This is a genomic window from Candidatus Tisiphia endosymbiont of Sialis lutaria, assembly GCF_964026535.1.
Taxonomy (GTDB): Bacteria; Pseudomonadota; Alphaproteobacteria; order Rickettsiales; family Rickettsiaceae; genus Tisiphia.
This window is the reverse complement of the sequence record NZ_OZ032153.1, coordinates 196,070-216,987: the sequence shown is the minus strand read 5'-3', so window position 1 is coordinate 216,987 and position 20,918 is coordinate 196,070. Positions and strand designations below refer to the sequence as shown.

The following is a 20,918-nucleotide window of genomic DNA, read 5'->3' as shown; positions in this document are numbered from 1 at the left end:
TATATACCTAAGATGTAGCGATTGCAAACGCTACGGAAGTTGGGTAATCATCTGAAATAGACAAATGAATTTTAATTTGTTCAGAATTTTGTCCAAATTTGCTCTGATTTTCATGATGATAAATCGATACAAATGGCTTTCCTAAATCATCATTTAATACAGAGATATTTTTAAATTGTAAATTTCTGCCAATCCCAACGCCAAGGGCTTTGCTAATTGCTTCTTTTGCTGCAAACCTTCTTGCCAAGAAACAACCATGTTGATCTTTACTTAGAGAACTTAGCTTTTGTAATTCCTTTTTAGAAAGAATTTTATCTATAAAACGTTGACCATATAGGTTTAATATCCTCTCTATTCTTGGAATTTGTACTATATCTGTACCAATGCCAAGAATCATTTTTGTTCATTATCACTTATATTATCATCAAATACTTGATCATCTAAATCAGAATAATCTTCAGTAATACTGATATCTGCACCACTTGGTAAATAGTCAAAATCTTCTGCAACAGCATCAAGAGAAGCATCGGGATTTTCTTCATCAATAGGATCGACTCTATTTTTTGTTCGAAGGCGTTTTAGTAACTGAGATTTTAAAGAACAAACTGTTACATAACCAGCCGCTATTTCACGTAATGCCAGCACAGTTGCCTTATCACCTTTAACGTTATTAATAGTCATCTTACTGCCAGAATTTATATCATTTGCTCTTTGAGACGATAGAGCTACCAACTCAAACCTATCATGAATTTTCCCAATGCAATCTTCAATCGTTATCCTAGCCATAACCCTCTCTTTTTATTTTATAAAATCCAACTAATTGTACTAAGTATACTAAGTAACTAAGTATATTTCAAGGATAGAATTTTTATTTATTTACTCACCTTACGCATGGCATTTACAGATCATATATATCTCGTCATTGTGAAGAAGCTTATTTTTGGCAAGTGGCACAATAAAAACTAGCCCTACCGGATTGCTTTATTTTCCTTATTATTCCCTGGCAGTTCAAACATTTCTGATTTTCTCGGGCATAGACCTGTAATTCTTGTTGGAAATAACCAGGTTTACTATCACCGCTAACAAAATCCTTGAGAGTTGTCCCGCCTGCTGATATGGCTTTTGTTAAAACATGTTTGACGGCTAACAACAAATTACTTATTTCGTTATTTGATAAACTACTACCCAGTCTACCTGGATGTATTCTAGCCACAAAAAGACTTTCAGAGGCATATATATTCCCAACACCGACAATAATCCTATTATCCATTAGCAGGTTTTTTATCGGAACAGAGCGATTCAGCAATTTCATTTCTAGATACTCATACGACATATCCTCTGACAAAGGTTCTACGCCTAAATTTGCTAAAAATGTTTCTTCAAGGAGCTTTGTTTGCCCGGTATAAATCATACCGAAACGTCGTGAATCATTAAAAACTAATTTTTTACAACTCCCCAAAAAGAGAATAATATGATCATGCTTTTGTAGCTGATAATCGCCAAGCTGTAGTGTTAACCTGCCAGTCATACCAAGATGGACAATAATCGAGTAATAATTATCTAGATCAATTAGCAAATATTTTGCCCTACGCCTTAGGGCGATAATTTTTGCTGATTTTACATCTGACTCTAACTGCTCGCTCAGTCTATAACGTATATTATCCCGCCTTTTATCCAGCTTATTAATGGTAGCCCCTATTATTCGTTGTTCTAGGCAACGTTTTAATGTTTCAACCTCAGGGAGTTCTGGCATTTTTACATTTTATTACTATTTTATATTTATTATATACTACATATATCACATAAACAACTTAGCACTAATAGTCGAAATAAAATATTTGACAATGGCTGTCATCGATCCTACTACCTAATTCTCATCAATTGACTATATTTGTCACTGATCGACGTAATAGTAATTTAAGCAAAATAATCGCCCCAAAGGCACTGCAAACCCACCATACTTGCCAAATATTAAATGAGATCATACCTATTATATAATAATTTATAAAGCAAGCATAGGCAACAGACTTATAATTTAACGTATCTATATCTATTTCCTTACTTGCTAGATTCATCTTATCATATTTAGAGGACTGCACTAAGCTTATATTACTAATTTTTTGAATATATTTATAAATTAAAGATAAAAATAGTATCAAACCTATTAAGCCCGTTTCAAATAAAATTTGCATTATATTATTATGTGGGTGTAGAGGTAATGGTGACCAAGTCCATTGATGATAGCTAACCATTTGTTCTTTATCAACTTTAAAATTTCTTGACGAAGCAAATCCATAGCCCAAAATTGGTTTCTTGATAATTTGCTTGGCAACAAAGTGCCAAATAAACACCCGATGCTTAGCAGTATCAGGTAGAAATTTAGCATAGTTCTCTAATGCATAATATGGTTGTATTTTATAGCTAATTATCGGCATCATTATTGAACCGGTGAGCATAGCCAAGGTAAATAATTTCAAAAAAATAGATTGCAATGCTTTGGTTGCTAACAGCCTATTTGTTAAAAATACTAACCCACCTACGGTAAATGCTAAAAAGCTTGCCAAACTATCTGAGATAAATAATAAATAAAAAATTAACAAATAATATATTAGTGCCAATAGATATTTATGATATAGTATCAGTATAGCAATTAGTAACCAGGAAAGAACTGACAATAAAGAACAGCCCCGATCAAGAAGGAATAAAAAGAACTGACCGGAAGAATTTGGCTGAAAAATAGTACGAAAGGTTTTTGTTATAATACCATGAGATAGATATTCTATAAAGAATAGAGCAATTGCTGCCACTATTCCTATAATAAAATATATTTTTATTTTGGTTGCATTGATCGGTAATTTGTCAATATTGCTATTTACGATAAACCCTATTAGAACAACTAAAGAAACTTGTAGATAATTAACTAAAGATGAAGGATAGTTATGTGAATAAAAATTTGTTACAAGACACCAAAGACAAAATAGTAACTCCAATTTCCAATTGGATAGCAAAGTTTTTTTAACAGCAGCATATTGCAAATTAACAAAAATTTTACCTCTTAAAGTGGTTAATATAGTTAATAACCAAATAGGAACTATTACTGCTGCAGAGAAACCGGAAATTAATCCAACTGCTGGAAATAACATTACTAACACGTAAATCATGGATTGTATCATTCTTAAATATCCTTATAAACAATCTTTAGCAAAAATTTCATAAATTGGATGCTCAAAGGTGGAAACTGAAATGCTTGATGAGATAAGCCATCCTTGAAAAATTAACATAGGGTCTTCATCAATCTTATGTTCTGTAATGGTTAATAGCATGTAATTATCTCCATTGTAAGGATCAAGATTTTTTATACATTTATGCAATTTAATTTGAATGTTACCAAAATATTGTGGTTCATTAAGCTTTAATAACATTTCCTTTGATGTTGCGGTAATTTTATTTAAAGCAATAATTTTGCCCTGCTGGCAAATTTTTAATTCTGAATTTTCAGCATTATTTGGTATATTGGATAAATTATTGTCGTTAACTTGACGGTCTTTAATTTCTAAGGCTTTAATTTCTAACTCGTTACTATCTTCATCGGTAGTATCGAAGAATTCTACATCTTGAACGACGTCTTCGGCTTGTCCATAAGGAGAGAGAACACATAAAAAACCGATTATACTAGTAAATATAAGACGTTTCATCAATTTTTGTAGCATTCGGAAATAATAATTCTTTGAGTTATATTGGAGTGGTAGTTATACTACCTTGTAATAAAATTGTATATGTAAAAATTTACATTTTTTTATTGTAATTTATTTTTCTATACTCCATATTGGTAGAGTAACTAATATATAATTAGAGTCAATTGATGAGAAGTTGGCTATATCAAGACTTCTTTTAGAAGTCACTTATGTTGAGGAATTTGAAGGAAACTATCCATCCCAAACCAGATTATGGATAAATTTTTCCTGAATCACCTAAGAACCTAATACATTTGAGTAAGACTTAATGCAAGCTATTATCCAACTTATATTAACCAATCCACAAATTAAATCTAAATTTAGGACTGGTTTTTCGTACTTGTCTATATTTATTTTTATGGGCTTTGCTACTTTTGTATCTTCATCGATCAATAAATTCGTTAATGATACTATGTCAATTACCATAGCGGAACCAGAAATAGTTGACCCCTTAAAAGAACTATCGGATGAAATATCCCAAATTGTTACAGTCAAAAAAGGTGATACATTAAAAGCAATACTTTTGCATCAACAAATTCCAAGTAAAGAAATAACCCAAATTATAAAAATAACAAGAGACAAAAATATTGAATCATCTTTAAAGATAGGGCAACAACTGGTTTTTGATTATGAAACAAAACTTATCGAACAAGATGATCAAGACCTTGCTTCCGAGTCACGTACATTGAAAAAACTAACTATAGCGTATGATAAAATCAAATCTCTAGAAATTATTAGAGAAGGTGAAGACCTTCTTGCGAAAGACGTAACCAAAGTTTTCAATAAGCTCCTAACCAAATCGTCGGTAGTTATTAATTCAAACTTTATGTCAGCTTTAAAAGCTTTAGGGTTATCAAGTAATAGTATAAGTGAAATGATTAATTCGTATAGTTATCAAATTGATTTTCAACGTCAAATTAAAAATGGTGACACGGTAACTGTTATCACTGAGAAATTTGTTACCAAAGATGGTAAATTTTCCCATCATGGTAAGGTTCTATATGTATCACTTAATTTATCCGGTAAGGAGTATAATATTTTTCGATATTCTCCAAATAATACAGCAAATAATCATGATTTCTTTTCCGAAGATGGTAAAAGTGTTAAAAGAAGTTTGCTTAGAACCCCTATCAAATTAGTTAGAGTTTCCTCACATTATGGTAATAGACATCATCCTACTTTAGGTTATACCAAAATGCATAAAGGAGTTGATTTTGCAGCTCCAACTGGTACGCCAATTTATGCGGCAGGTAATGGGGTGATAACTGAGATAGGCTGGAAATCTGGTTACGGGAAATTCATACAAATTAAACATAGTCAGAATTTATCAACTGCTTATGCCCACGCTTCTAATTTTGCTAAAAATCTTAAACCAGGAAGTATAGTGAAACAAGGGCAAGTAATTGCATATGTCGGTAGTACTGGTAGGACTACTGGAGCACATTTACATTATGAAGTTAAAATAAGTGGTAAGAACGTAAACCCTATGAATGTTAAATCTACCCCTGGTATAGAACTTAGCGGCAAGCAATTGGCACAATTTAAGCAATTTAAAAATAGTATAAGGTCTTTAAGTAGTGAACTTGATAGTAAATCAGAAATTACTGAAAATTCAGCAACGAAATTTCTTTAAAATTTTATCAAAGAAGCTCTATAATTTAAGTTATTATGACTTCAGACAAGCCAAAACATGACGAAATCTTTCGCAAATCTATGGAGAATCCAATAGTTGCTAAAGAGTTTTTGGCAACTCATTTGCCGAAGGATGTGTTGGCTTTAATCGATAGCACATCTTTAAAATTAGAAAAAGATAGTTTTATTGAGCCAGACCTTTCTGAAACTATTTCTGATGTATTATTTTCTGTTAAGTTTAATGATCAGGATGGCTATATTTTTTTGCTATTGGAACATCAAAGTACTGTTGATAAAATGATGGCATTTAGGTTATTTAAATACATGATTAATATTTGTGATCTATATTTAACTACTAATCATAAAGCTAAACGCCTTCCAGTAATTTATCCCCTAATAATTTATAATGGCAAGAAGAAATATAACGCACCTCTTAATATATGGAATTTATTTAGCCATCCAGATTTAGCCAGAGGCTTCTGGACAAATGATTGTCAGCTTATTAACGTACATGACATCCCCGATGAAGAACTCAAGAAAAAAATATGGTCTGGGATTTTGTTATTTTTCCTCAAACACATCCACGAACGTCAATTACTGAAAAGATGGCAGGAAATTTCTCATCTCTTGCCTAAATTGAGTAAAATAACAATAGGCCATGACCACATAAGAAATCTATTGAGCTATACTTTGACCTTTATTGAGCAAAGTGATAAAATAGAGTTAGAAAAAATATTAAAAAATAGTTTAACTAAAGAAAAAGGAGAAGAACTTATGCCTAGTATAGCTCAAGTATGGAAAGAAGAAGGGATTCAAATCGGAGAAGCTAGAGGTAGAGCCGAGGGTAGAACCGAGGGTAGAGTCGAGGGTGAAGCTAAATTAATAAAAATGATGATAAACAATGGTAACTCTATTGAAGAAGTAGCGAGAATGACTAGATTATCTATTACAAGAATCAATGAATTACTGAAAGTACAATAAGTAATGAATTATTAGATTAGCTATATAAGCAAATTTTATTATGACTCTAGACAAGCCAAAACATGACGAAATCTTTCGCAAATCTATGGAGAATCCAATAGTTGCTAAAGAGTTTTTGGCAACTCATTTGCCTAAAGATGTGTTGGCTTTAATCGATAGTACATCTTTAAAATTAGAAAAAGATAGTTTTATTGAGCCAGACCTTTCTGAAACTATTTCTGATGTATTATTTTCTGTTAAGTTTAATGATCAAGATGGCTATATTTTTTTGCTGTTGGAACATCAAAGTACTGTTGATAAAATGATGGCATTTAGGTTATTTAAATATATGATTAATATTTGTGATCTATATTTAACTACTAATCCTAAAGCTATAGTCAATTCAGGAGAATTTGGGGCTAGGAACGATGGAGCGACGCCTATAAGTAATAGGTGAGCGACGAGTGACGACGTCCCCAACTTCTCATCAATTGACTATAAAAGCCTTCCATTAATTTATCCCTTAATAATTTATAATGGCAAGAAGAAATATAACGCATCGCTCAATATATGGAATTTATTTAGCCATCCAGATTTAGCCAGAGGCTTTTGGACAAATGATTGTCAGCTTATTAACGTACATGATATTCCTGATGAAGAACTCAAGAAAAAAGTATGGTCTGGAATTTTGTTATTTTTCCTCAAACACATCCACGAACGTCAATTACTGAAAAGATGGCAAGAAATCTCTTATCTCTTGCCTAAATTGAGTAAAATAACAATAGGTCATGACCACATAAGAAATCTATTGAGCTATACTTTGACCTTTATTGAGCAAAGTGATAAAATAGAGTTAGAAAAAATATTAAAAAATAGTTTAACTAAAGAAAAAGGAGAAGAACTTATGCCTAGTATAGCTCAAGTATGGAAAGAAGAAGGGATTCAAATCGGAGAATCTAGAGGTAGAGCCGAGGGTAGAGCCGAGGGTGAAGCTAAATTAATAAAAATGATGATAAACAATGGTAACTCTATTGAGGAAGTAGCAAGAATGACTAGATTATCTATTACAAGAATCAATGAATTATTGAAAGTACAGTAAACTGGCACTTATTAGCAAGGCATTACTTTAGTAGCAACGAAGCAATCTAATGAATGTGGATTGCCACGACCTAGTTCTGTGGTCTAGGTAAAAAACGTCTTGTACTTTTCTGCAATTTTTTAATTGCCACGGTGTTTAATGCTAATCAAGTTAGCTATAATTTACAAACAACTAAGAACTCTATAGGTATCAAAATTATGTTTAAGCAATTAACTAACTTAATCGTATTAGTTTTATCGATTAATACAACAACAGGGTATGCAGAAGATAATCCAACTAAAGTTAATGAAAACGAAATGAACAAAACAATAAGAATACCTACTCCTATTAAATTTCCTTTATTTAAGGAAGATAAAAAAGATATAGACAGACTTATAAAGAAGTTTAATAACAAGAAAAAACGAGAAATTGTTTTTTCAATATCTAGTGAAGAACCGTTAAATAAATGGCGTCCAGATTTAACTCAAACTATTCATGACACTCCGCGTGTTAACTGTTTTAGTCAAACCCCATGTATTAACCCAGATTATATACCTATTGGCATTAGAATGCCTGAAGATGATGAATATTTTTATGTAAGAGAAAATGAAACTAGTCCGGTGAGACGTTATAAGAAAACCTTAAGGCAAAAGATGGAATCGAAAATTAAATGCATATACTATTAGACCTCTTGCATAACCTAAAGATAACTGAGGAATTTTTAGGAAAAACGAAGTTGAATACCGCAGCGGACGAAGATGTACATGAGGAACGGAGACGAGTTTTGACAACAAAATTACCAATTAGATTAGGTTATGCAAGAGGTCTAATGACATTGGTTATTTTTTACAACTTTTAAGCTACCACAATGACTTCTAAAACTGCTTCCTTTTCTAACTAAGTATATAGAAAATACCTGAATAAAAATAATAAAAATATTTTTCATAAAATACTTAGTGCATATCATAATTAGTATATACTAAAATTATCTAAGGATAAGAGTATAGTCAATTCAAAAGGATTGGGTGCTAGACGTCACCAACTTCTCATTGACTATAGCTACCAAAAAAATAACCTATTGTAAAAAAGATGATTGATATAAACCAGCAACAAATACTAAATAAAATTTCCAGTATTACCTTTAGTGACAATACGAAATTAATCGATATTATATCTAATATTGTAATTAAGGATAAAAATATTGGATTTGCAATTGATATTTTTGGCAAGGATCCTAAGGAAGTCAATGAAATAAAAATTAAAGCTATCAATAAATTAAATGAAATAGCTAATATTGGCAAAATCACTATAGTTTTAACTAGTAGCAAAAATTTATCTAAAAAATCAACTAGTCCAAAAATTAGGCATTTCATTGATGGAGTAAAAAAGGTAATATTGGTAGCATCTGGTAAAGGGGGAGTTGGCAAGTCTACTATAACCGCATTGATAGCCGAGCAACTAAATCTGGAAGGATATAAGGTAGGAATAGTAGATGCTGATATTTATGGACCATCAATTCCGCAAATATTTGGTATTAGTGATGTACCAGAAATAGTGTATAATAAAATGACCCCTTTAAAATCGCGGGGCATTGAAATTATTTCTATTGGATTTCTTATTCAGAATAATTCTGCTATTGTGTGGCGTGGTCCAATGGCTAGCAAAACCATTTACCAGCTATTATCTCTCACTCATTGGCAGGAGTTAGATTATTTAATTATTGACATGCCACCCGGTACTGGTGATATTCACTTAAGCATTTTAGAGAATTATCACTTAGATGGAGTAATAATAGTAACTACTCCGCAAAAGATGGCGGCAATAGACGTAGTTAGGTCGATTGATTTATACAAAAAATTTAATTTACCAATTTTAGGTATTATAGAAAATATGAGCTATTTAGTTGAAGCAAGTTCAGGAAAGAAAATCGAGATATTTAGTGGCAATAGTGGAGAAAATTTTGCCAAAGAATATAATATACCCTTAATCTGTAAGATTCCTATTGAACCAAAATTATCCTATAATTGTGACAATAGTATTAGTCTTACCGATATAATTAAACTACCAATAAAACAATTTGTTTAATAAGTAGGATTATATGTCAAACATAATCAAAATAGAAGAAGTGCCAGCTATAAAAAGACCTGATTGGATAAAGGTTAAAGCACCAAATTCGTATCAATATCATGAGACAAGAAAGATAATTGAAAATTTAAAATTAAACACAGTCTGTCAAGAAGCAGCCTGCCCTAATATCGGAGAATGTTGGGCAAAAAAACACGCTACAGTTATGATTTTAGGCTCTGTTTGTACTCGTGCTTGCCGTTTTTGTAATGTTAAAACTGGTCGCCCTGATTTACTCGATCCGCATGAACCACAAAGATTAGCTCAAGCTGTGATGAAATTAGGACTTGAACATGTGGTAATTACTTCAGTTGATCGAGATGATTTAGATGATGGTGGAGCTGAACATTTTGCCAATTGTATCAAAGAAATAAGACTAGCTTCACCTAGTACCACAATTGAAGTTTTAACACCCGATTTCCTTAAGAAAGAAGGAGCCGCTGACATAATAGCATCAGCAAAACCTGACGTCTATAATCATAACGTAGAAACAGTACCTTCTTTATACAAAACTATTAGACCAGGAGCTAGGTACTACAATTCACTAAGTCTTTTGCATAATGTAAAAAAATTAGACCCTGAAATTTTTACTAAATCAGGTATGATGGTTGGTCTTGGAGAGTCGAACGATGAAATTATGCAAGTAATGGACGATTTAAGAGAAGCTAAAGTTGATTTTTTAACTATCGGGCAATATTTACAACCAACCAAAAATCATGCTATAGTTGATAGATATGTTTCTCCAGAAGAATTTAAATATTTTGAAAGAGTTGCCAAAGTTAAAGGATTCTTAATGGTTTCTGCCAGTCCATTAACTCGTTCTTCTTATCATGCTGGTGAGGATTTTCAAAAATTGAAGGATAATATTAGACTTCCCGCATAAGTCTATCAAATCCCAAAATTACTGTAAACATTATAGAAAATGAAAAAAATATCTAAAAAGCATAATACAAAATTATCAGTGATAATATCATTTTTACTCGGTATTGCTACCGGAGTAGGCTATAATGAAATAAATGATACAGCTTCTTGGCATAGTTTTCATACTGAAACTGATAATTTGAATGTCTGCTTTACCCCTCCATCCGGTTGTGGCTCATTAATAGCAGAAGAAATATCTAAGGCTAAGGATAGTATCTATATTCAAGCATTTGGCTTAACTTCGCAAAAGATAGTTGATCAATTAATTAAGGCGAAACAAAACGGTGTTGAAGTAAGGATATTATTAGATCGTAGTAACTTACATGATAGATATTCTAAAATGCATGAATTAAAACGAGCTGGTATTGATGTATCAATAGATAAAGTACCAGGTATAGCTCACAACAAAATTATGATTATTGATAAAAGCAAGGTGATTACCGGTAGCTTTAATTTTACTAACGCAGCTGATAATAGAAATGCTGAAAACGTTTTATTAATAGAAAATAGTGATATTGCAGAAACTTATCTGCAAAGTTGGCTTAGTCGTCGAGCAAAGAATTAATAGGCTCTGTCAATGGCGTCTTTTATAGTCAATTCAGGGGAATTGGGTAGCAGGAGCGACGCCTATAAGTAATAGGCGAGCGACGAGTGACGACGTCACCAACTTCTCATCAATTGACTATACCATCTTCTTATGGATGTTAACGTTCAGTCCATCAACGTTTCAAACGTTGGGTTATTTCTAATATATAATGTATATTACCATCATTATGTAGGTCAGCTTCTTTAACTATTTTATAACTTAATTGATACTTTAAGCATAATTGTTGTATTCGGTCAATGCTTCTCATTGATGAAGTAATAAATATTCTACCTTTATGTGACAGTAACTTAAACCCTTTTAACATAATAGCTGTTATGAGTTTATTATCAACATCATAAAAAGTATGGCTAATTGCTCTTCTTTCAGGTGGTATAGTTTTAAATTCATCCTTTGATAAATTATCCCAAGGACCCCCTGAAACAATTATATCTATCTTACCTACAAAATTTGGCAGTAAAGGAGATACCCCCTCTCCTTTAAATAAATACACATTTTTTGTAATACCATTAAGTATCAAATTATCTGTAGCACATTGTATCGCATACTTACTGATATCACTTCCAATAATTGTATCGGCACCATTTTTTGCAGCTATTATACCTAAAGCAAAGCATCCAGCTCCTATATCTGCAACCACCTTACTTTCTACTAAATTGTTATCTATTAAAAACTCTGCAAACATTTCAGTCAACTTTCCAGGAGGATAAACATTAACATTCTTGATAATAAAATTATTGTTAAGAACCTTTACCTGATATTGTACCTCTTTATCAATTATACTTGATATATATTTTTCTGCCTCTGGATTTATTTGTGCCATAGATTTCATACTTAATAACCATAAAACTTTAAATTAGTCTATCATCTTTTTAACTTCCTTCTATGACACATTTAGAGTTTTTTACAATATCATCAAATTTTGGATTATAAGGGATTGTTCATGTACAACAGTTTTACATTATATATTCAATTCAGGAGAATTTGGGGCTAGGGGCGACGAGTAGTGACGACATCACCAACTTCTCATCAATTGACTATAGTAAACCATCTCCATCAGTAAAGTAGAAAAAAAATAAGTGTTTGTAACAGAAATATTTTGACATACTAAAATTATAAACTATAAGAAGACATTAATAATGGAATCTATAGATCAATAATGATCATTGACCATAAATATCCACCAAATAAAAACAGTATAGACTAAGAGAACGATTATGAAATATAACCTAGACATACAATATGATGCTATAATAAATGATGAAATGGTACAAAGGCTCGAACAAAATAAAAATATCATAAATTGTTTGAAAAATGACAAGGCTGTTAATGTAATTGTAAACACTACAGAAGTACCAGAACATTTAAAAAAAATAATAATAGCTGCATATTTAAGTGATCGTTCTCTAACAACTCCTAATTGTGAGTTAATAAAAGTGCTAGGTCTTAGCAATAATAATCCTGCTTTAGAATATATTCACAAGAATGAAGATTTATTAAATTACTTTAAAAATGAATCAAGAGAAGATATTGTTCCTAAATATGGTTCAAATTTAGGAATGTTGATTTTAATGGATAGTCATCATTCGCAAGAAGTGCAAGATGTGCAACTAGAGTGCATGTCTGTAAATAGTTCTATGCAACTTAGTACTTTCTCTCGTAGTAACTTTTTCACAGCTGTTCCAATAAAAGATGAGGAATTAAGTGCAATGATAAATCTATTGTCTGGTAATTCAGGTAATTCAGAAATTGGTTGTACAGCAGCTATAATAGCCCAAACGCTAGTAGAAAATCTAAGTCAACATCATATATCTTTACAAAAGGGCGATCTGCCTCTCATAGCATGTATGGTATATTATAGGTCTAATCACTCTGAATATCAAAAATTTCGTGATCAGGCACAACAAAAGCTTTCATTAGGTTCAGACAATATATGGCAATTGTTCAGCGTTATTGACGCAATTTCAGAAGATCCTGATTTATTAAAGCCAGTAGGTAAATCCAGTATAGAAAGGAAAATTGTAAATGATTTAGTGGAAAAGATTAATTCATCTGTAGGTATTTTAAAAGACCAAGGAAACAGTAGTGGTACTGTCGAAACTCTAGCAAGGTTGCATGATGATTTAAGCAAACTTTATTTTGACCATAATCAAAATATATTTAACATACATTTTCCCCAGGAGACTAGTGACTTCTTAGTACAAAATGGATTTAATGAGATATATCCAATTGGAGAGTCTATGACGCCTAATGATTACTAACAAAAAGGCATTATGTCAAGTGGTTGTTATACAGAAGGTAAAAAGAAAAAATATCCTGTAAGACCCTTAAATTGGCATAATATAACTTATTATTTTCTATAAAAGAAACTTTTTTTATTGCATATATTAATTTTCGATCAAAACTATCAATACAAAGATTTCGTAAATCGTACAATTTACGGAATCTTTGTAATTTACTACTAACATTAAAGTAGGTAATTATCACAAAAATTATTTACTTATCTAATCATACCTAATATGCTTTCTATTGCAAAATGTAAATTTATTACTCACCTTACGCATGGCATTTAAAAGTCATATAGAAAATAGCTTGGCGTCATTGCGAGAAGCTACTTTAGTAGCATTGAAGCAATCTAATGAATGTGGATTGCTTCGACCACGTAGTGGTCTCGCTAATAGCGTTTTGTACTTTTCCGAAATTTTTAAATTGTCATGGGGTTTATGCGTAAGGTAAGTTTATTATGTTTATCAACATGTCAGAATTTCCTTTATTGGGATGACACCATAACTGTTGAAAGTTGAAAAGAAAGCTAAATTATAACTAAAGATTGTGTGTAAATATAAACTTAGGGTAATTACCATACAAACCCGTCATTGCGAGGAGGTCGCCAGACTGACAAAGCAATCCATTTCTATTCACTTTTTCTTGGATTGCCGCGTCGCCGCTTTTAGCGGCTCCTCGCAATGACGTAGTAATGCTAGACATATTAGCTATACCCAACAACTGCTATCAATATAGTTGTCAAAGTTTTTTGTTTTTATACTTATAGTAATAATCAATTGTATAACCAATAAACCCAAAAAATAGTAGGGGAATGGTATGGCATAATGAATATTTAATAAAGAAAATTTCATAAACACCTATATTATTTTCAATTAGATATGTTATTACTCGAAGCATGATAGTCATATACAACGTTCCCCTGATTACATATAACAGATATTGATCCCACTTAAACATAATTAACCTCAACATTCGACATAAGCACTAAATAAAATATATACTTGAAACGGTTCTTATAGCTAACCTGACTAACATTACTACGTCATTGCAAGAAGGCATATGCCGACGAAGCAATCCATTTTGGGTTAGTTTTTGGATTGCTTCGTCGCTACTAAAGTAGCTCCTCGCAATGACGTATGTTATTTCTATATTATACACCTAAATTCTATATAACAAGTTATATCGAATTTAGATTAATTATTAGTGAGGAAAATCTAAATGACCAAAAGTATCCCCGTGGTGACCTGTTATTGACATACTAAAAGATGGCTCTCCCCTACATGCATCAGCTACCATAGCAGCCGTTGCACCTTTGGCTAAGAATTGACCAGCAGCTACCGGATTGGTTGCAGCAGTAATAGTAGCAGCAGTTAAAACTCCCGCCATCCCAGGGGAACTTTAACGTTAAGCTTATCAGTAGGAGCTAATGGCGAATAATCTATGTTACCCCAACAATTGTTTGTGTGTACAGTAGGTTGTGAGTTTTCAGCTCTCTCGACCAGCCGTGCAACCCAATCTTTACTCATAACATCATCCTTATATTTAATATTAATAATTAATTATTATTATAAAAACAACTATTTTTATAATTAGATATAGAAACAGCTGCCATCATATTTAAAAGTGTATATAAAAATTTTAGGTAATACAAGTGATTTTACTAAAATTTTTGAAAAATTATTATCACAAATATTTTGAATTGATATATAGTTAACTCGATTAGTATTTACCATAACAAACTGGTATCTATTAGGCGAGGAGCCATTTTAGCACAACCATCGAAAGCTAGAAGAGGAAGCGGGTTTAGACAGAGGAGTTGAAAAGTCGTATGGAGTCAACGTCATTGCGAGGAAGACCGTAGGTCGACGAAGCAATCCATAAAAGCAACCAAAATGGATTGCTTCGTTGGCTCATGCCCTCGCAATGACACGGTTATTTTTCCGTAACTTTTAAACTGCCATGATAACCTCTAAAACCTCTTCTTCTAACTTTCGACAACTGGGTCGCTTTAGTGGCAACAAAACAACCCAGATAATTAATGTAGGCAAAACATGAAAAAGTTATTATTTCTAATCTGTTTGTGTTCTACTATTGCTATAGCAAGTGAACCTAACTATTATCCTAATAGGCTTAATTGCTGTAAGATTACTAAGAGTACAATAAATGATTATGAACCGCTAGAGTTTCAATCATCCAATAACTTACTTAGAAGCACAGGTCAACAATCGGTCTATCGTGGTACAAAAATTATAGTGAAGGGTATATTGTTAGACCAGCATTGCGTTCCAGTATCAGATGCAAAAATATATTTATGGCAAGTTGGAAGTGATGGAAAATATCCCTATATACCACTTCGTACTCGTATCAATAAAAAAATGCTAAATCTTGGAAGTAAATCAAGTTTTACCGGATCTGGTACGGCCACTACCAATAATAAAGGGGAATTCTATTTTATTACTATATACCCTAGTAAAATTGGTCGTGAAACTGCTAATGTAAACATTAGAGTTGAGCATTTGGATCTTGGGCAATTACAAACTAAGTTATATTTATCTAACTCAATGGTTGATTTAGATAATTGCGGAGAAGTTAGCCATGTTCTGACTAGTGTTCATAGTGGCATCAAAACTTATGAGTTTAAGGTTGTGATGCCAGGACGAACATTCAAAAGATATTAAAGGTTGGATTATTTACATCCGCAACAATCTTCTACAATGGGCTTTTCTAATGGCTTTTTTAGTCCACAAGAAGTTAAAATTAAGCAGCTTAATAATATTAGAGGTAAAAAAATATTGTTTTTCATGATAATTAATAAATTAGTTGGCAATAATTCTATTGTTTATAGGTATATTAAAAAATATAGTAAACTGTTTTTTTTGATTGTAGCATACTTATTGTGCATCACTAATAGTTTTGCATTAGATTATAGCAAGTCAGGCGTAAAAATGCTTGATTCATCTCCCGTTCCAGATACGGTATTTTTTTTCGATGATAAAGGTGAAAAATATTCTCTTGATAATTTTGAAGGAAAAACGATATTATTGGTATTTTGGGCAACATGGTGTGCATCTTGTGTTAAGGAAATGCCAGATTTAGATATATTGCAAAAAGATTTTAGAAAGCTACCATTTGCTATAATTCCTGTATCACAAGACTACCAAGGCATAGAGGTTATACAAAAATATTATAAAAATTATGATATAAGATATTTACCAATCTATCATGATTTTAGGAATCAATTATTTAAAGCTCTTTCAATAGTTGGTATACCAACTGCTATTCTAATTAGTCCAGATGGAAAAATGTTAGCAAGTTTTGTTGGTATTATTAATTGGTACGATACAGAAATTCGGAATATTATTTTGTCAAATATTCCTGGGAATCATCCAGAACCCAAGAATAGTTACCGTGAACAAACGATTAATCAACCGGTTAATAAACAGTTAGCACCTAAAGAACAGAAAGATAAAAAACTAGAAGTACAACAAAACATAAAAGAAGATCATAATGCTTCTGAAGAAACAAAAAAGGAGTAACCAATGCGTAAAGCACATAATAAAAATTCAATTGCCGACACGAAATTTGAACAGGTAATTGCTAAACGTCAAGTAGGTAAGTTAGAACAATTATTTTCCTTGTTACCTATAATAGGTTCTGGGGCATCAAAGCCAGTAGTTGCGGTTCTTCGCCTTAGTGGAGTTATCGGTAAAGTAAGCTCAATAAAATCAGGGCTAACTATTGAGTCACTACATGAGTTAATTGACAAGGCTTTTGAAATCAAAAATCTTGAGGCTCTATGTTTAAGTATAAATTCTCCAGGTGGTTCACCTGTGCAATCTGAGCTGATTAGTAAACGTATAAGATTGTTAGCTCAGGAAAAGAAAATACCCGTGTATAGTTTTGTAGAAGATGTAGCAGCATCTGGTGGATATTGGCTTGCCTGCATTGGCGACCAAATATATGCATCTAAGAGTTCAATTATTGGTAGTATAGGAGTTATTTCGGCTGGTTTTGGGTTCCCTGCTGCTATCGATAAGCTTGGTATAGAAAGGAGAGTCTATGCAGAAGGTAAAAATAAATCTATCCTTGATCCATTCCAACCAGTGCAAAAGGAAGATATTAAAATTATTAAGCATCTACAAAAACAGATTCATCAACATTTTATAGATTATGTTAAAGAACGTCGAGTCAGTAAGTTAACTCAAGAAGATGATATTTTATTTAATGGAGAATTCTGGTCTGGACAAACTGCTGTTGATTTTGGTTTAATTGATGGTATAGATGATATGTATAGTTTTATAAAAAAGAAATACGGGGATGTCACTATTAAATATGTAGCTAATAAACAATCATGGATTAAGAGAAAGCTTGGTATGGTAAGGCATGATTTCGTGCAAGAATTTTCTGATAGCTTGATTGAATCGATAGATAATAAAATTACCTATGATAGATTTAATATTCGGTAATATAACTAACCCTACAATTTTTATGCTATACTTTAGTTGCTCGTGAAATTATATAGAATAAACAATAAACCATAGTATTTATTACAGTAATTATTGGGGTAATTGGTACATCAAGATATAATGATGCTGTTAAACCAAGGAAATTTACAATTAAAGCCACGATAACTGAATTGATAATCATTTGAGCAGGGTTACTAGAAATCATCCTAGCCGTCATGGTTGGAATCAACAAAATACTAGTGACAAGTAGTGCTCCAACAATTTTAATAGTCGAGAATACTGATAAAGATAAAAGTAACAAAAATGCCAATTCAATGGTTCTTACTTTTATCCCTTTAATTTGAGCAATATCTCTATTAATTACAATTAGAATAATCTGACGGTAGAAATAGCAAATGAAAAAAATAACTAACAGAAATATGACTGATAAAATTAATATATCATTTAAGGAGCTAGATAAAATATCGCCAAATAATAGGCTAGTAATCTTAATCTGTAGTGGATACATATAACTTATTACCAAAGCCAAAGATAACATAAAATTTGATACCAAGATTACCACATTACTGCCACCTGATCTATTTTTTAAGGTAAATACTAAGATAGCAAAGATAATAGCGACAATTAATCCCGAATAAACAACAGGCAAATGGATTAGAAGACTAATACTCCCAGCCAGTAAACTAGCATGCGACAAACCATCACCAAAATAAATATATTTTTTCCATAAACTTAGACAACCAAGGGGAGCAAAAATTAAACTAATTAGAATTATAGTTAATATTATTAGAGTCATTTATACGATTTTTAATAAATAAATTGAGAATAGCACTTAGTGCTTAATTATTTTTATGGTTATATATAGCCAATTCAGGAACATTTGGAAACGTTGCACTCGTTGCTCACCTATTACTTTTATAGGCGTCGCTCTATCGTTTCTACTACCCAATTCTCCTAAATTGACTATAGGCTTCTGGATTGCCACGCTTACGTACGTTCGCTCGCAATGACGTAGGCATCTATAACCCGTCAGTCATTGCGAGGAGTGCGGAAACTGCACAACGAAGCAACCCATATAGTCTTGATGTATCTATACTAATTCTCATGGATTCAACTATGTTACAATATCACCAAACTCATCCCTTAAAAAAGATAGTTTGTCCAAAGCTTGCCATTTTTGAGTAAATGTATCTTTAATCTTATTTGAAATCTCTAAAGTTTTATTTCTATCTAATGGAATAGGTATTAAAAGTTCCTTCCATCTATCTCCTATATTTGGTAGAGTTGTGTCTATGAATATTTTGTTATATAGCTGTTTTTGTGTAATTGAATGAGACATAGCAAATAGAAAATAATACGATGTAATATTGTAAATGTTATGTTGATTAATAATTCTAAAAGTTGTAATTTCATTAGTCAATAAAACATTCGTATCAAATTTTGAAATCATTGCAACAGACCCTATCCTATAACTTCCTCTACGAACAAAGACTACATCCTCTTGTTGTAAAGACAAACCATTCTTACCTTTGATTTTATGATATATATGTTCTGGTACTAATGCAGTTGGGTTCTTGTAAATTTCCCAATTAATTATATCAGCCACTCTAACATAAGGGACTGTTCCAGTCCCTTTATACTCGCTTGGCGGTGAACCGTGTCCGTTAAATGCTTGTAAAATATTTTGCTTTAATAATTCGTTAATTGTAATAAGTTTAAATTTTTGATTATTAGCTATCTCTTTTATTTCTTCTTCTTTTTTTTTCCAGTAATAGCGTGGTACATAAACGTTATTGGTGATATCAGAACTTGAAGTTATAAAGGTATTTTTATTGAATTTTTTAGATAACAACTCATTTCTTATGGTTTCTGTATCGTCCCAAATTTCTTTTGTAAATACCTCATTTGTACTATCGTACCTATAAATTAATCTTCCAGTATGATCATGCCCCATTTCTTCTGCAACAGCCATGATAATATCACTATTTTGTCTTTTGCCTTTTTCTAATACTAATAAACAAGTTTTCGCATTACAATAAGGTCTAAAAGTATTATGAGGTAGATCTATAACTGCAATAATATTATTTTCTTTAACTAAAAAATCTAGAACGTGTTTTTTAGAAGGGGCATGAAGGTAAGTCTCTGGTAAGACTATTGCAAGTTTACCTCCATCTTTTAATAATTGCAAACATCTTTCTATAAATAACTCTTGAGGTTCAGTTTCTTTTACTTTATTAGTTCTTATAAAAGAATTACCTTCTTTTTTATATTGATGCCCTAGTTCAAAATATTTACAGTCTTCTTTTAGAACCTTGATTTTGCTACCAAATGGAGGATTTGTAACAACAAAATCAAAAGTGTTTAGTTCAATTTCACCGTCTTTTTGAGTTGTAATTAATTCTTTTGTTTTTACCTGGAATTCATGAATTGGATGCAATGTATTTTCTTGAACAATTTTACTCTTACCATCACCTATAATTGTCATATATGCTTTGCATATCTTAACTAAATCTATTTCTTTCTCTAATCCATAAAAACACTTTTCGGCTATTTGCTTTTTTAACCTATTTATATCTGTTGAATTTTTATATGTTCGATCATGATCCATTTTTTTCCAAACATGTTCAAGTGCATATATTAAAAAACCACCACTACCACAAGCAGGGTCTATAATGGTCTGATTTGAGGATGGATCCAAAATTTGCACTGCAAGCTTTACAATTTCTCTAGGTGTAAAAAATTCACCTTTTTCACCAACTAATTTACTTTCTGCAAAAGTTTCAAAAGCCTCCCCTACTATATCTTTTTCAGTTTTTAGTAATGCGATTTGCTCTAGTTCTCCAACTACATAAACAATTGATTTTGCATCAAGTGTTATTTCTTCATTTGTAATAAAAATTCCATCATCTTCTAATTCTTCTTTTACTTTTATAAACAATTTTTGTATTCGTTTTTTAACTTTACCATATTGTGCTATCTTAATTTCTTCATTTTCACTTTTATCATTATTTATTGTCTCCATTTCTTCTGTTGTTATTCTAAAATTTGGCAAACTATCAAGTTCATATATGGTGGTCTCCTTTGTCTAGACAAAAATTTAGCAATTTAGAGAT

Annotated in this window: 20 protein-coding genes and 1 pseudogene; 11 read left to right on the top strand and 10 right to left on the bottom strand. The window is 31.6% G+C overall.

Going from position 1 to position 20,918, the window contains the following annotated elements; translation table 11 throughout:
- Nucleotides 1-7 precede the first annotated feature (7 nt).
- The 5 genes from acpS to AAGD20_RS01025 all read right to left on the bottom strand — a co-directional run bounded on the left by acpS (nucleotide 8) and on the right by AAGD20_RS01025 (nucleotide 3,695).
- A complete protein-coding gene (gene acpS, locus AAGD20_RS01045; RefSeq protein ID WP_341749081.1) occupies nucleotides 8-397 on the bottom strand; it encodes a holo-ACP synthase in 390 nt (129 codons plus the stop codon).
- Nucleotides 394-786 (bottom strand): DNA-directed RNA polymerase subunit omega, encoded by a 393-nt coding sequence (gene rpoZ / locus AAGD20_RS01040; RefSeq protein ID WP_094649542.1) that lies wholly within the window; start codon nucleotides 784-786, stop codon nucleotides 394-396. Before rpoZ ends, acpS begins: the two co-directional genes overlap by 4 nt.
- Before the next feature lie 148 nt (nucleotides 787-934).
- On the bottom strand, nucleotides 935-1,753 hold the full coding sequence (gene mutM / locus AAGD20_RS01035; protein ID WP_341749080.1) for a bifunctional DNA-formamidopyrimidine glycosylase/DNA-(apurinic or apyrimidinic site) lyase: 819 nt from the start codon (nucleotides 1,751-1,753) through the stop codon (nucleotides 935-937).
- 124 nt (nucleotides 1,754-1,877) lie between these two features.
- Nucleotides 1,878-3,173, bottom strand: coding sequence for an O-antigen ligase family protein (locus AAGD20_RS01030; RefSeq protein ID WP_341749079.1), 1,296 nt, complete (start codon nucleotides 3,171-3,173; stop codon nucleotides 1,878-1,880).
- 12 nt (nucleotides 3,174-3,185) lie between these two features.
- Nucleotides 3,186-3,695 carry a DUF2155 domain-containing protein gene (locus tag AAGD20_RS01025; protein WP_192866941.1) on the bottom strand — a complete coding sequence of 170 codons (510 nt, stop codon included), beginning with the start codon at nucleotides 3,693-3,695 and terminating at the stop codon, nucleotides 3,186-3,188.
- A gap of 307 nt (nucleotides 3,696-4,002) precedes the next feature.
- Between AAGD20_RS01025 and AAGD20_RS01020 the strand changes: the two genes are divergently transcribed.
- The 7 genes and pseudogenes from AAGD20_RS01020 to AAGD20_RS00985 all read left to right on the top strand — a co-directional run bounded on the left by AAGD20_RS01020 (nucleotide 4,003) and on the right by AAGD20_RS00985 (nucleotide 11,014).
- Nucleotides 4,003-5,367, top strand: a complete 1,365-nt coding sequence (locus AAGD20_RS01020; RefSeq protein WP_341749078.1) for a M23 family metallopeptidase — start codon at nucleotides 4,003-4,005, stop codon at nucleotides 5,365-5,367.
- 35 nt (nucleotides 5,368-5,402) lie between these two features.
- On the top strand, nucleotides 5,403-6,347 hold the full coding sequence (locus tag AAGD20_RS01015; protein ID WP_341749077.1) for an Rpn family recombination-promoting nuclease/putative transposase: 945 nt from the start codon (nucleotides 5,403-5,405) through the stop codon (nucleotides 6,345-6,347).
- Nucleotides 6,348-6,387: 40 nt separating this feature from the next.
- Nucleotides 6,388-7,425: pseudogene (locus AAGD20_RS07065) on the top strand (Rpn family recombination-promoting nuclease/putative transposase).
- A 131-nt stretch (nucleotides 7,426-7,556) separates the two neighbouring features.
- A complete protein-coding gene (locus AAGD20_RS01000) occupies nucleotides 7,557-8,090 on the top strand; it encodes a hypothetical protein (RefSeq protein WP_341749075.1) in 534 nt (177 codons plus the stop codon).
- 403 nt (nucleotides 8,091-8,493) lie between these two features.
- Nucleotides 8,494-9,489 carry an Mrp/NBP35 family ATP-binding protein gene (locus tag AAGD20_RS00995; protein ID WP_341749074.1) on the top strand — a complete coding sequence of 332 codons (996 nt, stop codon included), beginning with the start codon at nucleotides 8,494-8,496 and terminating at the stop codon, nucleotides 9,487-9,489.
- A gap of 13 nt (nucleotides 9,490-9,502) precedes the next feature.
- On the top strand, nucleotides 9,503-10,411 hold the full coding sequence (gene lipA, locus AAGD20_RS00990; protein ID WP_341749073.1) for a lipoyl synthase: 909 nt from the start codon (nucleotides 9,503-9,505) through the stop codon (nucleotides 10,409-10,411).
- Nucleotides 10,412-10,450: 39 nt separating this feature from the next.
- Complete coding sequence (locus AAGD20_RS00985) at nucleotides 10,451-11,014, top strand: phospholipase D family protein (RefSeq protein ID WP_094649650.1); 564 nt, start codon at nucleotides 10,451-10,453, stop codon at nucleotides 11,012-11,014.
- A 154-nt stretch (nucleotides 11,015-11,168) separates the two neighbouring features.
- Here AAGD20_RS00985 and AAGD20_RS00980 read toward each other — a convergent pair whose 3' ends face one another.
- On the bottom strand, nucleotides 11,169-11,876 hold the full coding sequence (locus tag AAGD20_RS00980) for a 50S ribosomal protein L11 methyltransferase (RefSeq protein ID WP_341749072.1): 708 nt from the start codon (nucleotides 11,874-11,876) through the stop codon (nucleotides 11,169-11,171).
- 394 nt (nucleotides 11,877-12,270) lie between these two features.
- On the opposite strand from AAGD20_RS00980, the gene AAGD20_RS00975 reads away from it, so the two are divergent.
- Nucleotides 12,271-13,314, top strand: coding sequence for a hypothetical protein (locus AAGD20_RS00975; RefSeq protein ID WP_341749071.1), 1,044 nt, complete (start codon nucleotides 12,271-12,273; stop codon nucleotides 13,312-13,314).
- A 1,225-nt stretch (nucleotides 13,315-14,539) separates the two neighbouring features.
- Here the strand turns inward: AAGD20_RS00975 and AAGD20_RS00970 are convergent.
- Together AAGD20_RS00970 and AAGD20_RS00965 are read right to left on the bottom strand one after the other, a co-directional pair.
- Nucleotides 14,540-14,725 carry a hypothetical protein gene (locus AAGD20_RS00970; RefSeq protein ID WP_341749070.1) on the bottom strand — a complete coding sequence of 62 codons (186 nt, stop codon included), beginning with the start codon at nucleotides 14,723-14,725 and terminating at the stop codon, nucleotides 14,540-14,542.
- Nucleotides 14,710-14,865 (bottom strand): hypothetical protein, encoded by a 156-nt coding sequence (locus AAGD20_RS00965; RefSeq protein WP_341749069.1) that lies wholly within the window; start codon nucleotides 14,863-14,865, stop codon nucleotides 14,710-14,712. The genes AAGD20_RS00970 and AAGD20_RS00965 overlap by 16 nt, the downstream gene beginning before the upstream one ends.
- A gap of 525 nt (nucleotides 14,866-15,390) precedes the next feature.
- Here AAGD20_RS00965 and AAGD20_RS00960 point away from each other — a divergent pair.
- The 3 genes from AAGD20_RS00960 (at nucleotide 15,391) to AAGD20_RS00950 (ending at nucleotide 17,805) form a co-directional block, all read left to right on the top strand.
- Nucleotides 15,391-16,017 carry a dioxygenase gene (locus AAGD20_RS00960; RefSeq protein ID WP_341749068.1) on the top strand — a complete coding sequence of 209 codons (627 nt, stop codon included), beginning with the start codon at nucleotides 15,391-15,393 and terminating at the stop codon, nucleotides 16,015-16,017.
- 123 nt (nucleotides 16,018-16,140) lie between these two features.
- Complete coding sequence (locus AAGD20_RS00955; protein ID WP_341749414.1) at nucleotides 16,141-16,875, top strand: TlpA disulfide reductase family protein; 735 nt, start codon at nucleotides 16,141-16,143, stop codon at nucleotides 16,873-16,875.
- Between the two features lie 3 nt (nucleotides 16,876-16,878).
- A complete protein-coding gene (locus tag AAGD20_RS00950) occupies nucleotides 16,879-17,805 on the top strand; it encodes a S49 family peptidase (RefSeq protein ID WP_341749067.1) in 927 nt (308 codons plus the stop codon).
- 25 nt (nucleotides 17,806-17,830) lie between these two features.
- Here AAGD20_RS00950 and AAGD20_RS00945 read toward each other — a convergent pair whose 3' ends face one another.
- The gene (locus AAGD20_RS00945) at nucleotides 17,831-18,601 is read right to left on the bottom strand and encodes a metal ABC transporter permease (RefSeq protein WP_094649688.1); all 771 of its coding nucleotides are present in this window, start codon (nucleotides 18,599-18,601) and stop codon (nucleotides 17,831-17,833) included.
- 318 nt (nucleotides 18,602-18,919) lie between these two features.
- Nucleotides 18,920-20,827: an N-6 DNA methylase gene (locus AAGD20_RS00940; RefSeq protein WP_341749066.1), complete on the bottom strand. Its 1,908-nt coding sequence runs from the start codon at nucleotides 20,825-20,827 to the stop codon at nucleotides 18,920-18,922.
- Between the last annotated feature and the right edge of the window lie 91 nt (nucleotides 20,828-20,918).

What these genes read in the sequence shown, in the direction of transcription:
- acpS (WP_341749081.1), bottom strand. Translation starts at nt 397, where the DNA reads ATGATTCTTGGCATTGGTACAGATATAGTACAAATTCCAAGAATAGAG.
- rpoZ (WP_094649542.1), bottom strand. Translation starts at nt 786, where the DNA reads ATGGCTAGGATAACGATTGAAGATTGCATTGGGAAAATTCATGATAGG.
- mutM (WP_341749080.1), bottom strand. Translation starts at nt 1,753, where the DNA reads ATGCCAGAACTCCCTGAGGTTGAAACATTAAAACGTTGCCTAGAACAA.
- AAGD20_RS01030 (WP_341749079.1), bottom strand. Translation starts at nt 3,173, where the DNA reads ATGATACAATCCATGATTTACGTGTTAGTAATGTTATTTCCAGCAGTT.
- AAGD20_RS01025 (WP_192866941.1), bottom strand. Translation starts at nt 3,695, where the DNA reads ATGAAACGTCTTATATTTACTAGTATAATCGGTTTTTTATGTGTTCTC.
- AAGD20_RS01020 (WP_341749078.1), top strand. Translation starts at nt 4,003, where the DNA reads ATGCAAGCTATTATCCAACTTATATTAACCAATCCACAAATTAAATCT.
- AAGD20_RS01015 (WP_341749077.1), top strand. Translation starts at nt 5,403, where the DNA reads ATGACTTCAGACAAGCCAAAACATGACGAAATCTTTCGCAAATCTATG.
- AAGD20_RS00995 (WP_341749074.1), top strand. Translation starts at nt 8,494, where the DNA reads ATGATTGATATAAACCAGCAACAAATACTAAATAAAATTTCCAGTATT.
- lipA (WP_341749073.1), top strand. Translation starts at nt 9,503, where the DNA reads ATGTCAAACATAATCAAAATAGAAGAAGTGCCAGCTATAAAAAGACCT.
- AAGD20_RS00985 (WP_094649650.1), top strand. Translation starts at nt 10,451, where the DNA reads ATGAAAAAAATATCTAAAAAGCATAATACAAAATTATCAGTGATAATA.
- AAGD20_RS00980 (WP_341749072.1), bottom strand. Translation starts at nt 11,876, where the DNA reads ATGGCACAAATAAATCCAGAGGCAGAAAAATATATATCAAGTATAATT.
- AAGD20_RS00975 (WP_341749071.1), top strand. Translation starts at nt 12,271, where the DNA reads ATGAAATATAACCTAGACATACAATATGATGCTATAATAAATGATGAA.
- AAGD20_RS00970 (WP_341749070.1), bottom strand. Translation starts at nt 14,725, where the DNA reads ATGGCGGGAGTTTTAACTGCTGCTACTATTACTGCTGCAACCAATCCG.
- AAGD20_RS00965 (WP_341749069.1), bottom strand. Translation starts at nt 14,865, where the DNA reads ATGAGTAAAGATTGGGTTGCACGGCTGGTCGAGAGAGCTGAAAACTCA.
- AAGD20_RS00960 (WP_341749068.1), top strand. Translation starts at nt 15,391, where the DNA reads ATGAAAAAGTTATTATTTCTAATCTGTTTGTGTTCTACTATTGCTATA.
- AAGD20_RS00955 (WP_341749414.1), top strand. Translation starts at nt 16,141, where the DNA reads ATGATAATTAATAAATTAGTTGGCAATAATTCTATTGTTTATAGGTAT.
- AAGD20_RS00950 (WP_341749067.1), top strand. Translation starts at nt 16,879, where the DNA reads ATGCGTAAAGCACATAATAAAAATTCAATTGCCGACACGAAATTTGAA.
- AAGD20_RS00945 (WP_094649688.1), bottom strand. Translation starts at nt 18,601, where the DNA reads ATGACTCTAATAATATTAACTATAATTCTAATTAGTTTAATTTTTGCT.
- AAGD20_RS00940 (WP_341749066.1), bottom strand. Translation starts at nt 20,827, where the DNA reads ATGGAGACAATAAATAATGATAAAAGTGAAAATGAAGAAATTAAGATA.